At 32.5% G+C, this 18,362-nt stretch carries 17 protein-coding genes; 3 read left to right on the plus strand and 14 right to left on the minus strand.

The features are described from left to right. Positions 1–79: 79 nt before the first annotated feature. The 6 genes from EP747_RS12670 to EP747_RS12695 form a co-directional block, all read right to left on the minus strand. Entirely contained in the window at positions 80–814 is a 735-nt protein-coding gene (locus tag EP747_RS12670) for an amino acid ABC transporter ATP-binding protein (protein ID WP_129690456.1), read from the minus strand. Positions 815–828: 14 nt separating this feature from the next. Then, positions 829–1,524, minus strand: a complete 696-nt coding sequence (locus tag EP747_RS12675; protein ID WP_129690458.1) for an amino acid ABC transporter permease — start codon at positions 1,522–1,524, stop codon at positions 829–831. Next, positions 1,511–2,308 (minus strand): amino acid ABC transporter substrate-binding protein, encoded by a 798-nt coding sequence (locus tag EP747_RS12680; protein ID WP_419179311.1) that lies wholly within the window; start codon positions 2,306–2,308, stop codon positions 1,511–1,513. Before EP747_RS12680 ends, EP747_RS12675 begins: the two co-directional genes overlap by 14 nt. Before the next feature lie 305 nt (positions 2,309–2,613). Further along, a complete protein-coding gene (locus EP747_RS12685; RefSeq protein WP_129690462.1) occupies positions 2,614–3,495 on the minus strand; it encodes a hemolysin family protein in 882 nt (293 codons plus the stop codon). A 390-nt stretch (positions 3,496–3,885) separates the two neighbouring features. Further along, positions 3,886–5,202 carry a hemolysin family protein gene (locus EP747_RS12690; protein WP_129690464.1) on the minus strand — a complete coding sequence of 439 codons (1,317 nt, stop codon included), beginning with the start codon at positions 5,200–5,202 and terminating at the stop codon, positions 3,886–3,888. 163 nt (positions 5,203–5,365) lie between these two features. Beyond that, complete coding sequence (locus EP747_RS12695) at positions 5,366–5,782, minus strand: MerR family transcriptional regulator (RefSeq protein ID WP_235832872.1); 417 nt, start codon at positions 5,780–5,782, stop codon at positions 5,366–5,368. 344 nt (positions 5,783–6,126) lie between these two features. Between EP747_RS12695 and EP747_RS12700 the strand changes: the two genes are divergently transcribed. Then, positions 6,127–7,059: an aminoglycoside phosphotransferase family protein gene (locus tag EP747_RS12700; RefSeq protein WP_165347031.1), complete on the plus strand. Its 933-nt coding sequence runs from the start codon at positions 6,127–6,129 to the stop codon at positions 7,057–7,059. 113 nt (positions 7,060–7,172) lie between these two features. Here EP747_RS12700 and EP747_RS12705 read toward each other — a convergent pair whose 3' ends face one another. After that, positions 7,173–8,057: an HD-GYP domain-containing protein gene (locus EP747_RS12705; RefSeq protein WP_129690468.1), complete on the minus strand. Its 885-nt coding sequence runs from the start codon at positions 8,055–8,057 to the stop codon at positions 7,173–7,175. Between the two features lie 284 nt (positions 8,058–8,341). On the opposite strand from EP747_RS12705, the gene serC reads away from it, so the two are divergent. Next, positions 8,342–9,436: a 3-phosphoserine/phosphohydroxythreonine transaminase gene (gene serC, locus EP747_RS12710; protein ID WP_129690470.1), complete on the plus strand. Its 1,095-nt coding sequence runs from the start codon at positions 8,342–8,344 to the stop codon at positions 9,434–9,436. Then, positions 9,433–10,593, plus strand: a complete 1,161-nt coding sequence (locus EP747_RS12715) for a phosphoglycerate dehydrogenase (RefSeq protein WP_129690472.1) — start codon at positions 9,433–9,435, stop codon at positions 10,591–10,593. The genes serC and EP747_RS12715 overlap by 4 nt, the downstream gene beginning before the upstream one ends. A gap of 55 nt (positions 10,594–10,648) precedes the next feature. On the opposite strand, the gene EP747_RS12720 is transcribed toward EP747_RS12715, so the two are convergent. The 7 genes from EP747_RS12720 to EP747_RS12750 all read right to left on the minus strand — a co-directional run bounded on the left by EP747_RS12720 (position 10,649) and on the right by EP747_RS12750 (position 18,293). Then, positions 10,649–11,839: an acetyl-CoA C-acetyltransferase gene (locus tag EP747_RS12720; protein WP_129690473.1), complete on the minus strand. Its 1,191-nt coding sequence runs from the start codon at positions 11,837–11,839 to the stop codon at positions 10,649–10,651. 52 nt (positions 11,840–11,891) lie between these two features. Continuing rightward, positions 11,892–13,310 carry a sigma-54 interaction domain-containing protein gene (locus EP747_RS12725; protein ID WP_129690475.1) on the minus strand — a complete coding sequence of 473 codons (1,419 nt, stop codon included), beginning with the start codon at positions 13,308–13,310 and terminating at the stop codon, positions 11,892–11,894. Between the two features lie 84 nt (positions 13,311–13,394). After that, complete coding sequence (locus EP747_RS12730; RefSeq protein ID WP_129690682.1) at positions 13,395–14,171, minus strand: 3-hydroxybutyrate dehydrogenase; 777 nt, start codon at positions 14,169–14,171, stop codon at positions 13,395–13,397. Positions 14,172–14,201: 30 nt separating this feature from the next. Beyond that, positions 14,202–14,858: a 3-oxoacid CoA-transferase subunit B gene (locus EP747_RS12735; RefSeq protein ID WP_129690477.1), complete on the minus strand. Its 657-nt coding sequence runs from the start codon at positions 14,856–14,858 to the stop codon at positions 14,202–14,204. A gap of 12 nt (positions 14,859–14,870) precedes the next feature. Further along, positions 14,871–15,572 carry a CoA transferase subunit A gene (locus tag EP747_RS12740; protein WP_129690479.1) on the minus strand — a complete coding sequence of 234 codons (702 nt, stop codon included), beginning with the start codon at positions 15,570–15,572 and terminating at the stop codon, positions 14,871–14,873. Positions 15,573–15,614: 42 nt separating this feature from the next. Continuing rightward, entirely contained in the window at positions 15,615–17,045 is a 1,431-nt protein-coding gene (locus tag EP747_RS12745) for a GntP family permease (protein WP_129690481.1), read from the minus strand. A 372-nt stretch (positions 17,046–17,417) separates the two neighbouring features. After that, on the minus strand, positions 17,418–18,293 hold the full coding sequence (locus tag EP747_RS12750; RefSeq protein ID WP_129690483.1) for an NAD-dependent epimerase/dehydratase family protein: 876 nt from the start codon (positions 18,291–18,293) through the stop codon (positions 17,418–17,420). Positions 18,294–18,362: the final 69 nt, after the last annotated feature.

An 18,362-nucleotide genomic window follows, 5' to 3' on the forward strand; every position in this document is an offset into this window, starting at 1 on the left:
TTTTTACATAAAAAAAAGCACTAGATCAACATCTAGTACTAGTTTTCTACACTACTTTGTAAAATATTTTATCTTAAAATTACTGTATTAATTGTAAAAATTGTTTTGTTCTTGCATGTTTAGGATGCTCTAAAACATCTCTTGGATGACCTTGTTCAACAATATAGCCACCATCCATAAAAATGACTTCATCCGCGACATCTCGAGCAAATTTCATTTCATGTGTAACAACAATCATTGTCATTCCCTCTTCTGCTAACTCCTTCATTACCTTTAGAACTTCTTGTACAAGCTCTGGATCTAACGCTGAAGTTGGTTCATCAAATAAAATGACAGTCGGTTCTAAGGCTAACGCTCTCGCAATGCCTACACGTTGTTGCTGACCACCTGAAAGTTGATGTGGTAATAAATTTATTTTCTCTTCTAATCCTACTTTAGTAAGTAAGTCAGTTGCTTTCTTCTTTGCAACATCTTTTTTTATTTTTTGTACAGTTACTAAACCTTCCATCACATTTTCTAACGCTGTTAAGTGAGGAAATAAATGATGTTGTTGAAAAACCATACCTGTTTTACTTCTTAAAGAGATAATTTCTTTCTTAGCTACTTTATTGGAAAAATCTAATGTCTGTTCATCAATTGTTATTTTTCCATCTGTCGGATGCTCTAAAACATTAATACATCTTAAAAATGTAGTTTTCCCGGAACCAGAAGGACCGATAATAGCAGTAACAGTACCTTTTTCCACATTTAAGCTAACATCTTTTAATACTTCTAATTCACCAAAACTTTTTTTAATATTTTCTAGTTTTATCATATGTTCTTCCTCCATTACTTAGCAACATAGCGTTCAACTCGAGCTTCTAATCGACCTTGAATGACTGAAAGGAAGAAGCAAATTATCCAATAGATGAATGCAGCTTCTATATAAACAACTAAAAATTTATAATTCGTTGCAGCTATTTCCTGGGCTGTTCTAAACATTTCAGTTACTAAAATTAATGAAGCCAAAGAAGTGTCTTTTACTAAACTAATAAAAGTATTTGATAACGGCGGTAATGAGACTCTCGCAGCTTGAGGAATAATAATTCGTTTTAATGTTTGATTGTATGTCATGCCAATCGAATAAGCAGCTTCCCATTGCCCCTTATCAATCGACTGGATTGATCCTCTAATGATTTCAGATGCGTAAGCACCAACACTTAATGAAAAACCAATAATAGCAGAAATATAAGGTGATATTGTAACATGTATTGAAGGTAAACCATAAAAAATAATAAATAATTGTACTAAAAGTGGTGTTCCTCTAATGATTGAAACATAAAATCTGGCTACACCATTTAAGAATTTATTACCTGACAGACGGAAAAGTGCGGTAATAAATGCTAATACAAGACCCACTACAAATGTAATAATTGTTAATGGAATAGTACCTATTAAAGCAGTTTTAACCATTGGAAGGAAAGAATCCTTCGCAATGGTTAAATTGTCAGCCCACTCTGGACTGAGTATGTTATTTAAGTCCATCTTTACCGAACCATTTTTGTACTATTTCATCGTATTTCCCGTCTTTTTTCATATCTGCAAGTGCTTTGTTCACTGCTTTTACTAATGAATCATCATCTTTACGGAACATAAATCCACTGTTAGATGCATCATTTTCTAATGCTGCAATTTTAACTTTATTGTCGCCAGTTTCATTTAAATAGTTTTGAATTGATAATTTATCGTTAATTGTAACATCAGCACGGCCAGTTTCAATTAATTGAATTGCTTGGCTAAAGCCTTCTACTCCAACTAATTTAGCTCCATATTTTTTAGCTAAATCACCATAATTACTTGTTAAAGATTGTGCAGCATTTAAACCTTTAATTCCATCAAACGAGTTAACTTTTGAATCTGATTTTACAACTAATGCACCTGATGAAGTAATATATGGGTCAGAGAAATAATATTTTTTCTCACGATCTGGTCTAATACCAACTTCATTTGCAATGATGTCAAAACGTTTTGCATCTAAACCTGCAAACATTGCATCCCATTGAGTTTCAAAATATTTTGGTTTTACTCCTAAACGTTTTGCAACTTCATTTGCTAAATCAACATCAAAACCTGTTAATTTACCAGATTTATCATGGAACGTGAAAGGTGCATATGTACCTTCAGTACCAATTTTTAACTCTCCGCTATCCTTCACTTGAGTTAATAAATCTTTTCCTTTTGCAGTTTCTTCTTTTTTATTTGTATTACAGCCTGCCATAACACCTGCTGCTAAAAATAACGAACCTAATGTTAAACCAATTTTCTTAATATTCATTCTTTAATCTCCCTTAACCTTATCGGAATTGTTTGTTTTGAATTGTGTGTCTTAAATATATTGCATGTATTAAAAAATTACAACAAAAAAATCTTATATTTTTATTATTTTTCTTTTTGTCTTTTTAATTCTATTTTTATGATTGAAAAAGAAAGTTAGAAAAACTGGACGTCTAATGAAAACAACAATTTATCATTAACCTAAAATTACCAAAATAAGCAACAAAGTAATTATTGTCATATTGATTTTTTAGGTCCAAACTGCAAGCAATTAAGTACACAAACATAAAAACTCGGCTCCTAAGAACCGAGTTTACTTTGCAAATTTTGGTGATTTATTTTTACGATTACACTTTGTATTCTTCTATTTTGAACTTCTTTAATGATGAAGGTTAAATTTTTATATTGAAGTAATTCTCCATTTTGTGGTATATGTTTAAAACTTTCAAATAACCATCCACCTAATGTTAAATATCTACTACTAGGCTTTTTTATGTTAAACCGATTAAAAAAACTCGATAAGTCAATTGAAGCTTGGAATTGGTATTCATTCTCATTTATTTGGAAAAAATCATCCTCTAGCTCGTCAAATTCATCTCTAATTTCGCCAACGAGTTCTTCTATTATGTCTTCAAGCGTAACGATTCCGGAAGTTCCTCCAAATTCATCCATTACAATAGCTAGATGTGCATTTTGTTTTTGAAGGATTTTTAGTACTGTAGAAATTTTCATCGTTTCTATAACAAAAATCGGCTCTCTAATCAGATCATGAATATTAACTGTTTGTTTTTGTATTAGTTGCGTTAAAAATTCCCTTTCGGAAATTACACCTACTATATGATCTATATCCTGCTCATAAACTGGGATTCTAGAAAACCGTTCCTGTAAAAATAAATTACATATAAAGTCCACAGATTCATTTATATCAATCGCCACAACATTTGTTCGGGGTGTCAAAATGTCATTTACTTTTTTTTCTTTAAAAGTGATTGTTCTTAAAAATAATTCATCCTCGTACAATTTAAATTGTTCTTCATCGTCAACATGAAATAGATAATTATGAATTAAGCGATGTTTTTCATTTGAATCTACATTTTTTCGATCCTTTGATTCCCTAAAAAAAAGTCGGTTAATAAAGTTTAAAAAATTTTTAATACCATTACCCGAGGGAGCATCTGACAAGCACTTCACACCCCTATAACAAATTTTTAAATTATTAACTATCGACAATCCTTTACAAATATTTAATTTATATGTATTCAATAAAGGAAAAATTATGCAAAAAAAAGCCTCTTACTTTAGAAAAGTAGAGGGGGGAAAAATGAGGTATTGTACGAAACGATTAAAAAATAAGCTGATTTAAATAGTTATAAATATAACTATTAGAAGAATATAGAACTTCTGCTCAAATCAACCTTACAACCTTATTTTATAATAAAAGGAATTTAATTGGAGTTGTCAGTTGTTAACTTTTTGTGAATTATTGTACAAAGTATACACTCTAACGTATTAGCAATAATTTGTTTAAGAAACAAAAAAAGAAGGTATAAATCCTTCTTTTTCATTTTATCTTTATGATTTTACTGCCTGAATAATCTCATTTTTTTTTATTTCAACTAATTTAACTTGGTGTGAATCTAATTCAACAACTTTGAATTCAAAGTCCTCAAATATGACAGATTCACCTTGTTTTATGTCGTGATTTTGGGTTAAAATCCACCCACCAATTGTGTCAACATCGTCTTCCTCAACATATAGACCAAATAAGTCATTAATTTCAGTAATTAATACTTTTCCGTCTACAATCTTATGTGATTCTGAAATATGTTGAACAGCTGGTTTTTCATCATCATCATATTCGTCACGTATTTCCCCAACAATCTCCTCAAGAATATCTTCCATTGTTAATAATCCCGCTGTTCCACCATATTCATCATATAGTATTGCAAGTGGTATACGTTTCTTTTGCATTAACAATAATAAATCATGGATTGCGATTGTCTCAATTACCTGAATAACTGGGCGAGTAAAGTTTGCGAAATCGTATGTTTTTTCAACTTTTCCATCAAGATAGCGAATAAAAAAGTCTTTCACATTTACCATACCTAAAATATCATCTTTATCTTCCCCAAAAACTGGGTAACGTGTATATTTTTCATTTTTAATTATTTCAATTTGTTCTTCAATTGGGTCTTCTGCATATAAACCGATAATTTCAGTACGAGGGACCATAATTTCTTTTGCAAGTCGGTTATCGAATTCAAAAATATTATTTAAATATTTATACTCAGCCTGATTAATCTCTCCGCTTTCAAAGCTTTCTGATAAAATAATTCTCAATTCTTCCTCAGTATGAACTTCATCTGATTCAGATGCTGGCTTAACTCCAAATAATCCTGTAAAAAATCTTGCAGAACTATTTAATGCCCAAATAAATGGATAAGCTATTTTATAGAAAACAATAAGTGGAGTAGAAAGTATTAGTGTGATCGATTCAGCTTTTTGAATAGCAACCGTTTTAGGTGCTAGCTCACCAATTACAACGTGAATAAATGTCATAACTGAGAAAGCTAAAATAAACGAAATAGTTGTAGCGATTGTTCCGTTTAATCCAAGAAATTCTACGACTGGGTGTATAAGATGCTCAAATGTTGGCTCACCTAAATAACCTAATCCTAAAGCTGTAACCGTAATACCTAATTGACAAGCTGATAAATATTCATCCAAACTCGTCGTAACCTTTTTAGCAGCTACTGCACCTCGCTTTTTTTCGGCTACTAGTTGATCAATTCTACTTGATCTAACTTTCACTATCGCAAATTCTGCTGCTACGAAAAAAGCTGTAAGTGCGATTAAAACTGCAATCATAAACAAGTTAACTATGTCCAATGACGAACTCGAGTATATTACTCGAGTATTCACCTCCTGAGAATTTCAATCTACAAAAATATAAAATTATTATTTTACTTACTTAATAGATTACCATAATTTAGTAAAACATACATATTTTATAGCTTTAATAAATTGTTAAGTTTTAAAATTAATTTAGTCATTATTTTACAAAATGTTTCAATGTTTCAAATAACGGAAATGTATGATGTGACAATGAATCTACTAAAGCATTTTTTTCACAGTCATTCATAGTCGATATTACTGGTACTAATTGAGCTAATTTAGCTTCAAGCTCAATAATTTGATTCGATATTTGTTGTATTTGTTCAAAAACACAATTTTTTTGATTATAATTAGTTTGCAGTAAATCTTTTATCTCTTCTAAGGATATTCTCATTTTTTTACAATGTTCAATAAATCTGAGAGTCTCAATTGCCTCTGTGGAATAATATCGATAGTTTGATTCTGATCGTTTTGCTTCTAGTAACCCTAATTTTGTATAATAATCAATTGTTCTTTTTGAAACTTGAGCTATTTCAGCTAACTCACCAATGCGATACTCGATCCCAAGTGACAACCCTCCCCATTTTAAATAATATTACTATTATATAATTTAGAAACTATACAGTCAAACGTTACAGTTCTACATAAATTTCATTATATGTAAGGTATAAAAATAAATATGAATATAAATTTTTGTGTAATTTTTGTTGTTTTTTTAGAAGTTGGTGGGAGTCGAGCACCTTACGCTCCAATCTTTTTCACTATTTTTTGTTGTTTGTACTAAACCAACGAAAAACGACATTTTAATAAAAAATGACTTAAAAATTCTTTTGCATTTAAATTTTTGTTAATACCTATAAAAGTCCTAGATTTACATAACTATCCTATAAATTAAGAAAATAATCTGGAGGAGTAATTTTGAAATTAAACGATAACGTAATTCAAAAAGTCCCATTTTTGCATTCAGCTAATTCAATTTCACAAGTAACAAAAGGATTTTCATTTGAAGAGAAATGGATAGTTAAAAGTAATTTGGACGAGGATTTGTTTATTAAAATTTATGATTTTGATCGTACTAATCATGCAAAACTAATTAATACTTATCTAGAACATTTTTATGAAATCGGATCACTTGTCCCTAAACCAATTCATTTAATTGAATTGCCCGAGGAAGCTCTCACTATACATGCTGTCGAGTCCATTGTTGGAATTGATGGTGAGGAATACTTGCAAACGATTTCTAAAGTACAACAATATCAATTAGGAATTCAAGCTGGAAATGAATTGTTTAAAATTCATTCTTTAACAAATCCAGACCAACATCAACCTTGGAAAGATATGAGACTTACTAAATACAATCGATACCTTGATTTACTAATGGAATCTTCTATTTCATTTCCAGAACTTGAATTTATTCTTAACTTTGTTGAGGAAAACAAACAAATATTATCAAATCGACCAATTACATTTTTACACGATGATTTTCATCCATCAAATTTACTTTTTAAAGATGTGCAACTAAAAGCTGTTATTGATTTTGATCGATTTGAATGGGGAGATCCGTACCATGATTTTCATAAAGTTGCTCTTTTTACGAAAGACATAAGTATTCCGTTTGCAATAGGGCAAATTGATGGCTATTTTTCCAACAATCCCCCTGATGATTTTTGGACTTTATATGCATTATACGCTGCGATGATTATTCCATCAGATATAATTTGGTCTTATAAAACTACACCTCATTTAGTTGATTTCATGTGGAAAAGGGTTCGAACGATATTAGATGACCATAAAAATTTTAATCAAACAGTACCAAACTGGTATAAAAAAAAGAGTAACCTATTTAAATAAGGCTACTCTTGGCGTTTTAAAATAAAATTGTGGGGAACCTTAATTAAAATTCAAAAAAGAGGTTCCCTAAAAATGTTACATTTTTGGGACACCCTCTATTTTTTAAAATAATTTCATTCTTTAAAATCAAATAAGCTAAGAAAAACATCAGTAATCTCAGGATCAAATTGGATTCCTTTATTATTTTCTATTTCCTTTAAGCAGTCTTCTAAAGACATCCCCTTACGATATAATCGATTTGATATCATCGCATCATAGCTATCGGCTATTGCTACAATTCTAGCGGTTAAAGGAATTTGATCACCCTTTAGACCTTCTGGATATCCTTTTCCATCGTATCGTTCATGGTGGTATAAAACTATATCAAAGATGCCATTTTCATTAAAAATAGCAATATGCTTAATTATGTCATATCCAATCACAGGATGTTTTTTAATTGTATTGTATTCATCCTCAGTCAATTTCTTATCCTTCAGTAAAATATGCTCCGGAATGCCAATTTTACCAATATCATGTAATAGCCCTCCTTGATGGATGACTGCACAAAGACTTTTAGATAATTTCATTTTCTTTGCAATTTTATAAGCAATATTGGCAACGCATTCTGAGTGATGTGTAGTGTAGTTGTCTCTGGAATCTAATGCCTTTGAAAGAGCTAATATTAGCTCGATCGATCCAGTTTTAACTTTCTGATATTGTTTCATTAAGCCTACTGATATGTACGTGGTTAAGTAATATGTAATTATGTAGCTAATAATATGCCCTGTCTGAGGAACTAAATAGTATCTAGAAAGCACTATTATTGTAGAAACTAAAATGATAAACCAATTAGGACGGTTGTAAAAACCAAGACCAAACAATACAGTATCAAGCATGTACAAAAAATAAAAACTATCACTTTTTTCAGAACAAATTAGATTAAGTAATACACTTACCGCAAAAGAAATGTAAAAAGCATAACGAAAGTAAACCGGACTGTTAAACCATTTAGAAAACATTTAAACTCCCTTAAATACAATATATCCATTAAATTTTCCATTATCTTCTAAAACTATGCATTTTTATTTATCAACCAAAGTATTAACCGACTTAATTTTTTGTTTGTATTCATATAAATTTACTATTTTTAATACTTCAATCAATAACATTTTCCCTTTTCATTAATTAGAATATTAAATTTTTTTGTGAAATTTTTATTATTTTATTTCATCTTTTATTGACCAACGTATATCGGTGGTTTAAAGTAAGAATATTAAAAAAATAACAAGTGAGGATGATTATTATGGAACGCGTCTTTAATTTCTCCGCTGGTCCATCTGTCTTGCCTGTTCCAGTATTGGAAAAAGTACAAAAAGAACTTGTTTCTTACGGTACTTCTGGTATGTCAGTTATGGAAATGAGTCATCGTTCGGCTGAGTTTGAAGGAATTATTAAGAAGTGTGAAAGCTTATTACGTGAACTTTTAGAAATTCCATCAAATTATAAAGTGTTATTTTTACAAGGTGGAGCATCAACTCAGTTTTCAATGATTCCATTAAACTTATTAAATAAGTATAAAAAAGCTGCTTATATTAATACAGGAACTTGGTCAAAGAAAGCAATCTCGGAGGCGAAAAAATATGGAGATGTTGATATTATCGCTTCGTCTGAGGATGAAAATTTTTCATATATTCCTAATTTAGAAGACTTAGCCCTTTTTGAACCATACGATTATTTACATATTACAACGAATAACACAATTGAGGGTACAAAATACTCTACTTACCCTAAAACAAATTCTCCATTAGTTGCAGACTTTTCTTCAAATATTCTTTCTGAACCAATTGATGTCTCAAAATTCGGTTTAATTTATGCTGGAGCTCAAAAAAACATCGGTCCGGCAGGGTTAACAATTGTCATTATTAGAGATGATCTTATTGGAAGGGTTGATAAAAATTGCCCAACAATGCTCGACTACAAAACACATGTAGAAGCTTCTTCACTTTATAATACACCTCCTACATTCAGCATTTATGTCGCGATGCTAGTTTTAGAATGGATTAAAGAATTAGGTGGTTTAAATAGTATTTATCAAACTAATCTTTTAAAAGCTCAATTATTATATGAATTTATCGATCAATCTGACTTGTTCTCTTCACCAGTTAAGAAAGAGAACAGATCACTTATGAATATTCCATTTACATCAACTTCTGATGAATTAAATAAGCAATTTCTTTCTCAGGCAAATTCAGCTGGCTTGGTGAATCTCGAGGGTCATCGATCAGTTGGCGGAATGCGAGCTAGTATTTATAATGCGATGCCTTTAGAAGGCGTTGAGAAATTAGTTCATTTTATGAGTCAATTTGAAAAGAAAATATTAGAGGAGATTGTAAGATGATAAAAATTCAAACTTTGAATAATATTTCTGAGCACGGAATGAAAGAATTTCCTTTGGAAAACTTTTGCGTTAACAATCAATTTAATGAACCGGATGGAATTCTCTTAAGAAGCCATAGTATGCATGAAATGAGCATACCAAGCAGTGTTAAAGCAATCGCAAGAGCTGGCGCTGGTGTAAATAATATTCCAATTGATGAATGTACTTCAAGAGGAATTGTTGTATTTAATACGCCTGGTGCGAATGCAAATGCAGTTAAAGAACTAGTTCTGACAAGTTTATTCCTTTCTTCACGACGAATTATTGAAGGAATTGAGTGGACTCGTTCTTTATTTGGTGAAGAAAATGTTTCCAAAATTGTAGAAGCTGGTAAAAAAGAATTTGCAGGAGCAGAGATCGCAGGAAAGAAATTAGGTATAATTGGTTTAGGAGCGATTGGTGCACTTGTAGCAAATGACGCTCTTGCGTTAGATATGGAAGTATATGGTTATGATCCTTATATTTCAGTCGAAACTGCATGGCGATTATCTAGGAATGTGCAACGAATCGATAATTTGGAACAGATTTTTTCAACATGCGATTATATAACAATCCATGTGCCTTTAACACCTGAAACAAAAGCATTTGTGAATGAAAAACTTTTATCAGGAATGAAAAAGGGATCAAGATTACTTAATTTTTCACGCTCTGAATTAGTAGATGATGTTGCGTTAGAATATGCGCTGAATAACGGGACTGTAGGAGTTTATGTGACAGATTTTCCAAATGAAAAAGTGATTGGAATGAAGAATGTCATTCCAATTCCCCATTTAGGAGCATCAACAACTGAATCAGAAGAAAACTGTGCCCGAATGGCTGCAAGACAATTAAAAAATTATTTGGAAACAGGTAATATAAAGAACTCCGTTAATTTTCCAAATGTAGAATTACCTTATACAGGGAAAAAACGAATAACGATTGCACATAAAAACATTCCAAATATGGTCGGTCAAATAACAGGATTACTAGCAAACTATCAAGTAAATATTGCTGATATGCTTAACCGAAGTAAAGGTGCTTTTGCTTATACAATGATAGATCTTGATGAAACGATTAATGGACCGGTTGAACAGTTGTTAAAAGATATTGAGGGTGTTATTTCAGTAAGAATTATCTAACCAAATTAAAGCGGTAGGTCTCATTATAAGAGTCCTACCGCCTTTTACTTATTATTTATTCAAAACAATTTTCAATAATTGTCGCAACGCCTTCTCCGCCACCAATACATAGTGTTGCAAGACCGTACTGTGTCTCTCTTCTCTTCATCTCATGAATCAATGTAACTAGTATTCTAGTTCCACTCGCACCAATTGGATGTCCGAGTGCAATCGAACCTCCATTTACATTGACAATATTTTCATCAAAACCGCATTCCTTCATGACAGAAAGCGATTGCACAGCAAATGCTTCGTTAGCTTCAATCAAGCCTATTTCACTTAATTCAATCGATGATTTTTCAAGTGCTTTTTTAGCTGCAAATGCTGCTCCAATTCCCATTATGCTCGGATCAACGCCTGCACTACTATTTGCATTAATTTTCACTAATGGTTTAATACCTAGTTCTCTTGCTTTACTTTCACTCATTAATACAACTGCTGCTGCTCCATCATTTATACCTGAGGCATTTGCTGCTGTAACTGTTCCATTTTTTTCGAAGGCTGGTCTTAGTGATGAAATTTTCTCTACTGTAGCTCCAAATTTTGGATACTCATCATCTTTAAAGATGATTGGATCCTTCTTTCGTTGTGGAATTTCAATCGCAACAATTTCGTCTTCAAATTTACCGGCCTTAATTGCACTCTCAGCTTTTTGTTGGCTATTTACCGCAAACTCATCTTGTTTTTCTCTAGAAACTTCATATCGAACTGCTAAGTTTTCGGCGGTGTTTCCCATATGATAATCATTAAACGCACACCATAGTCCGTCTGCAATCATACTATCAACAATCTTTTGATCGCCCATTCTAAATCCATCTCTTGCACCTTTAACTAAATAAGGTGCTTGACTCATATTTTCCATACCACCAGCAACTATAATTTCAGCATCTCCTGCTATAATTGCTTGAGTCGCCAAATGGACTGATTTTAACCCAGAACCACAAACCTTATTTATTGTCATTGCCGAGACAGTATTTGGGAGTCCTGCCTTTAATGCTGATTGTCTAGCTGGATTTTGACCTAAACCTGCCTGAAGTACATTCCCCATTATGACTTCATCAACCTGACTTTCTTGAATACCCGCTCTATTAATCGCTTCTTTAATAACTTTAGCGCCTAATTCTACTGCACTTACATCTTTCAATGTACCACTAAAACTTCCGATCGCAGTTCTAACAGCACTAACAATTACAACATTCTCACCCATTTTATTTCCCCCTTTTTATTACATCCTAATTAATCAAACTACATGGAATCTATTAACTTTTTATGTTATAAGCTTTACATTTTTCATAAAAAGTTGACTTGCTTATTTCTAATAATTTTGCAGCTTCAATCTTATTACCTTGAGATTCAATTAGAGCTCTCTTAATTGCTTCCTTTTCGGTCTCTTCAATCATTTCTTTTAACGATTTTAAGGAATTTTGATTGTTTAATTGAGATACACTTTTTTCGAATTCGACTGTATTTTTTTGATTGGTTGGATTTTCATATAAATAAAGAGGTAATTGCTTTGGTGTAATCACTTTACCATTTAGGACATTTATGCATCTCTCAAGTACGTTTTCAAGTTCTCGAATATTTCCTGGCCAATGATGTGACTTAAGAATTTGAAAAACTTCATTTGAAATTTGTATTCCGTTTCGATGAAATTTCCTTTCGAGTTTTTTTATTAATGAATTTGCTATGAGAGGTAAATCATTTATCCGTGATCTAAGTGGAGGAATGTCTATTTTAATTACATTTAAGCGGTAATACAAATCCTGGCGGAATTCTTTTAATACTACCATCTTTTCAAGATTTCGATGCGTAGCGGCAATGACTCTTACATCAATGGAAATAGGAGAACTTCCACCAACTCTTTCAATCTCTCTTTCTTGAAGTACTCGCAGTAATTTACTTTGCATATGCAAAGACATATCACCAATCTCGTCTAGGAAAATCGTTCCTCGGTTCGCAATCTCAAATTTTCCTTTTTTCCCGCCTCTTTTTGCACCAGTAAAAGCACCTTCTTCATAACCAAAAAGCTCTGATTCTAGTAAATGTTCTGGAATCGAAGCACAATTTACTCGTACAAATGGAAAGTTTCTTCTTGGACTAGCATCGTGAATTGCATGTGCAAACAATTCCTTACCTGTACCTGATTCCCCAAAAAGTAAGATTGCAGATGAACTTGCAGATACTTGCTCTGCTAAATTTTTTGCAGCGTTAAAGATTGGAGTATCACCAATTATTTGATTGAAGCTATATTTGCTACTTAATTCTTTCTCAAATTTTCTTTTATAATAGTTTAATTCTTCTACTAAAGGTTCTACTTTTTTAGAATACTCAATCCAATCTTGCGCATTTCGGAACATTACCGTTCCGACAGCACCTACTAATTCATCACCTACATAAAGTGGATAACGATTTGCTACCATTTCTGTATTTTTTATTGGATGGATCTCCGCCACCTCTGCCTGACCAGTTTTAGCGACTATATGCATTCTAGAGTTTTCAATAACATCTTCTACAGGCATACCAATCACTTCATCAGCAGAACGCCCAACAAACTCACAATACGATTCATTCATATACAAAACTTTTCCTTCTCGGTTAACGACAACAATCCACTCAGTTGCAAGATTAATAATCTCCTGAATCCAATCAAAAGGAAGACTCTCTAACATACTATTCATACCATACCTCACTTAAAGTAGTAGGGAACTAGAAAGGATAAGAGCAGGAATCTCCCCCTGCTCAAACAACCTTTCACTCTTATCCTACTGAACTGTATATCCTGCATCTATTACATTCGCTTGACCTGTAACCCCGCCAGTATATTCACTAGCAAGAAATACTGTATAATTTGCAATTTCTTTTACTGTAAGTAATCTTTTTTGAGGTACTAACGGATAAATTACTTCTTCAATTACACTTTCAATTGGTACATTTCTTGATTTTGCTAAGTCAGCCAACTGGTTTTGAACTAAAGGTGTATCAACATAGCCCGGACAGATCGCATTGACTGTAATACCATCTGTTGCTCCTTCTAATGCAGCAACCTTTGTTAAACCAATAACGCCATGCTTCGCAGAATTATAAGCCGCTTTACCAGCGAATCCTATTAATCCATTGATAGAAGCCATATTAATAATGCGGCCATACTTTTGCTTTTTCATAATAGGAAATACATGTTTGATACTAATAAAAGGTGCAGTTAACATGACCTTAATAAGTAATTCAAATTTTTCAGTAGGGAAATCTTCAATTGATGAAACGTATTGTAAACCAGCATTGTTTATTAAAATATGTAATTCACCAAATTGATCGATTACTTTATGAAACGCGTCAACTACTTGTTCTTCATTTGTTACATCACATGCATAACCAATCGCATTAAACCCTAACTCTTGTAATGAATTAGCTGAATTTTGAACATTTTCCTCATTTAAGTCGGTTAAGACAACTGTTGCTCCTTGCTCTGCAAAGGTTTTAGCAATTTCAAAACCAATTCCACTACCAGCACCAGTTATCAGTGCAACCTTCTCAGAAAGCATTTGCTGCATTTGTTTGCCTCCTTTAAAAGATTAGTTCACGTTATTTAATAACTTCGGACTAATTGTAAATGTAGCCTCTGTCTTTTCAGTAATTTCTTGAATCGTTGCTTCTCCAACGCATTCTACTAAAACCATACCTTTTTCTGTAAAATCAAATACCGCTAATTCAGTAATCAGTCTATGGACTACGCTTTTTCCAGTTAAAGGTAAAGTACATGCTTTTTTAACTTTACTTTCACCATATTTATTTACATGTTCCATCACAACGACGATTTTCTTAGCACCATTTACTAAGTCCATCGCACCGCCCATACCTTTTACCATTTTTCCTGGGATCATCCAGTTAGCAAGATCACCATTTTCAGAGACTTCCATACCTCCTAAAATAGCTAAATCGATATGGCCTCCTCTAATCATTGCAAAAGATTCAGCACTATCAAAATACGAAGCTCCTTTAGCCGCAGTTACTGTTTCTTTACCTGCGTTGATTAAGTCAGCATCTATTGCAGCTTCTGATGGGTATGGTCCAATACCTAGTAAACCATTTTCAGATTGTAGCATTACTTCAATACCTTCTGGAAGATAGTTTGCTAATAAAGTAGGTAGTCCAATTCCAAGGTTTACATACATACCATCTTGAATTTCTTTAACCGCAGTTTGAATAATTAATTGACGAATATCTTTCATGTTATTAGCCTCCTATACTCCTGTAGTCATTCTACGTTCAATTCGTTTTTCGTATGTTTCACCGTGGAATACGTGTTGTACATAAATGCTTGGCGTATGAATCGCATCTGCATCAAGCTCTCCAACTTCGACAAGCTCTTCAACCTCTGCAATTGTAATTTTTCCAGCCATTGCCGCAAGCGGGTTAAAATTACGAGCAGTTTTTCTAAAAATAAGATTTCCTTGCTTATCAGCTTTCCACGCTTTAACAAATGCGAAGTCTCCTACGATACCTTCTTCTAATAAATAAGTTCTTCCATTAAATACTTTATGTTCTTTTCCTTCTGCGATTGGTGTACCTACACCTGTTGCTGTGTAGAATCCTGGGATTCCAGCGCCGCCTGCACGAATACGCTCAGCTAAAGTCCCTTGAGGAACTAACTCTACTTCAAGTTCTCCACTTAAGAACTGCTTTTCAAAAATTTTATTTTCTCCAACATATGAAGAAACCATTTTTTTAATTTGTTTATTTGCTAATAAAAGACCAAGACCCCAATCGTCTACTCCACAGTTATTACTTACGATTGTTAAATCCTTTGTCCCTTTATCTCGTAATGCTAAAATCATTTTTTCAGGAATACCGCAAAGACCAAAGCCGCCGACAATAATCGTAGCTCCATCATGAATTTGTGAAACAACCTCTTCAACTGAAGTAATTACCTTATTCTTGCCCATTATTTTGCTCCCTTCAAAAGTAAGATTAGTAGTTTAACATTCTTAAACAAGTCCTGTAAGTTTAAATACTGCAATGATTAAGAATACTGCAACTGTTTTAATGATTGTGATTGCAAAAATATCTTTATATGACTGGCGATGTGTTAAACCAGTTACAGCTAATAATGTAATGACTGCACCATTATGAGGCAAAGTATCCATACCACCTGATGCCATCGAAATAACACGATGCATTACTTCCGGCGGGATATTATATTTATTAATAGCCTCGATATATTTATCAGACATTGCACTGAGTGCAATACCCATACCACCTGATGCAGAACCTGTAATACCTGCTAAAGTTGTAGTCGTCACAGCACCATTTACTAATGGATCCGTAAATGTATGAGAAATACCTTTACTTACCATTCCAAATCCAGGTAATGCAGAGATTACTCCACCAAAACCATACTCCGCACCAGTATTCATAGAAGCAAGTAGTGCTCCACCAATGCTTGCATTAATTCCTGTCTTTAGATTTGTACGTATATTCTTATAGCCATAAATCATCGCTGAAAGAATCCCAATAACTAGAGCACATTCAACTGACCATATACCAACTACTGCAGTTATATCAACAACCCCAAAAGCTTCCAGTCCAATCGATTTAAAATCAAAGCCATTTGGATACCATTTTGGGAATGAAACAACAAAAAATTTATTTGAAAATCCAACTAATAATAGTGGAACAAATGCTAAAATCTGTTTCAAAACTGGTGTAGAAGTATTTGTCGTTAATGAAGGAACTTCTGTTTGAGTTTCCTGTGCAGCAGCTAGTTCTCCATTAAATCCTAAATAACCTTCACCCGCTTTTTCTGCTTTTTTACGTCTTGATTCTAAGTACCAAAGACCAACTGCAAGTACAAAAACAGCAGCTAAAATGCCTAGAAATGGTGCCGCATAAATATCCGTTTTGAAAAATGAAGTTGGAATAACATTTTGAATTTGCGGTGTACCTGGCAATGCATCCATCGTAAATGTAAACGCACCAAGTGCGATTGTTCCAGGAATTAATCGTTTAGGAATATTACCTTCACGGAATAAGTTTGCAGCAAATGGATAAATTGCAAATACAGCAACAAACAAGCTTACTCCACTATATGTTAAAATTGCTCCCATTAATACAATCGCTAAAATAGCTCTTTTTGCTCCAACTAATTTAATAATTGTTTTTGCAATCGATTCAGCAATTCCAGACATTTCAACGACTTTACCAAAAATTGCTCCAAGTAAAAATACAGGAAAATATAGCTTAATGAAACCAACCATTTTTTCCATAAAAATATTACTAAAGAATGGAAGAATATAACTTGGCTCAGTTAAAAGTACTGCAAATAAAGCACAAATTGGTGCAAATAAAATAACAGAAAACCCACGATAAGCAACAAACATTAAAAGTCCTAATGCTAATAAAATAATTAAGATCTCCATAATAACCTCCTTGTTATCTTTACGTATTGGCACTTTTTGACAACGCTTTCATTCAAACTATGTATTAGTTTAAATTCCACTATTTATTGTATTTTGCTCCTTTCAACAGAATGTTCTTCTGCCTTTAATACAAGCAAATAGTGTGCCAAGTTATTAATGGATTTTGTTCATACAATTGGAAAACTCTTTGGACTTTCATCTGTACTATGAATATTTTATTTTATAATTCTAATAATATTAAGTCAATTTATAATTTTCAATATTTTTAAAGTAAGTTTTTCCGAAATTTCGGAATTTCACTTCAATAAAATTCCGAAAACCTGGAAATTCCAGAAATTCGGAATTTTATTTTTTGAACATTTTATGAACTTTTTATAGTGAACAATAATGATGAATTAAATTTTTCATCCAATCATTTACTTCAAAAAATTGAAACCCTTCTTTTGTAGCTTTCTCATTACTCAATGATTGATCACTATAAGCATCAAATGGTGATTGATGTTCGACTGCACCATGCGAGTTAATACTAGCCTTTTTTCCAGTTTCCTTTTCACAAATGTTAATTATTTCTTTAAATGTTATTTCACCATTAGAACACGCATTAAAAGGACCACTTTTAATCGATTCATTTTCACCTAACCAAAGTAAAAACTCAGCGGTTTCATCAGAATCGATAAAGGTCATCTCTTTGTTTAAATCAGATATAATGATTTCTTCATTTCTTGAAATTTTATCAACATGGAAGAGTAATCTCTTCGTATAATCATCTGGTCCTAATACAATTGGGAATCTAGCCGCATACACTGGAAAATTTGCTTCTTGAAATAAAACAGCTTCACAAAGGCGCTTCCCTTCCGCGTATGAATATTCGTTATCTTTATTATACTCAATAGGATAATTGAAAGGATCAAAGTCACTTTCCTTATGGTTTAATCCCGTATCATAAACCGCTAAAGATGAAGTAAAAATATATTTTTTAACGTGATTAGTTAATAGTTTAATAATTTCTTTCGCTTCATTTGGAGTATAGCAAATATTATCATAGACAAGGTCCCAATTATGATTACTTAATTTGGTCAAGGTCTCCGGATTTCGTCGGTCAATTATTACGCGACTAACTCGATCTCCGAAGTTATCTTCTGTAAGTCCCCTTGTCGCGATTGTAACATCATAACCTTTTTCGATTAATCTATGAACAAGTCGTTTTCCGAAAAATCTCGTACCACCTAACACTAAAACCTTTTTCATCTTTTACCCTCCAAAGAAAAATACACGTATTAATTATTCGCCATAAAGCAACAAAATACCTTTTTATAT

The sequence above is a fragment of the Gottfriedia acidiceleris genome, assembly GCF_004138285.1.
Lineage (GTDB): Bacteria > Bacillota > Bacilli > Bacillales > Bacillaceae_G > Gottfriedia > Gottfriedia acidiceleris_A.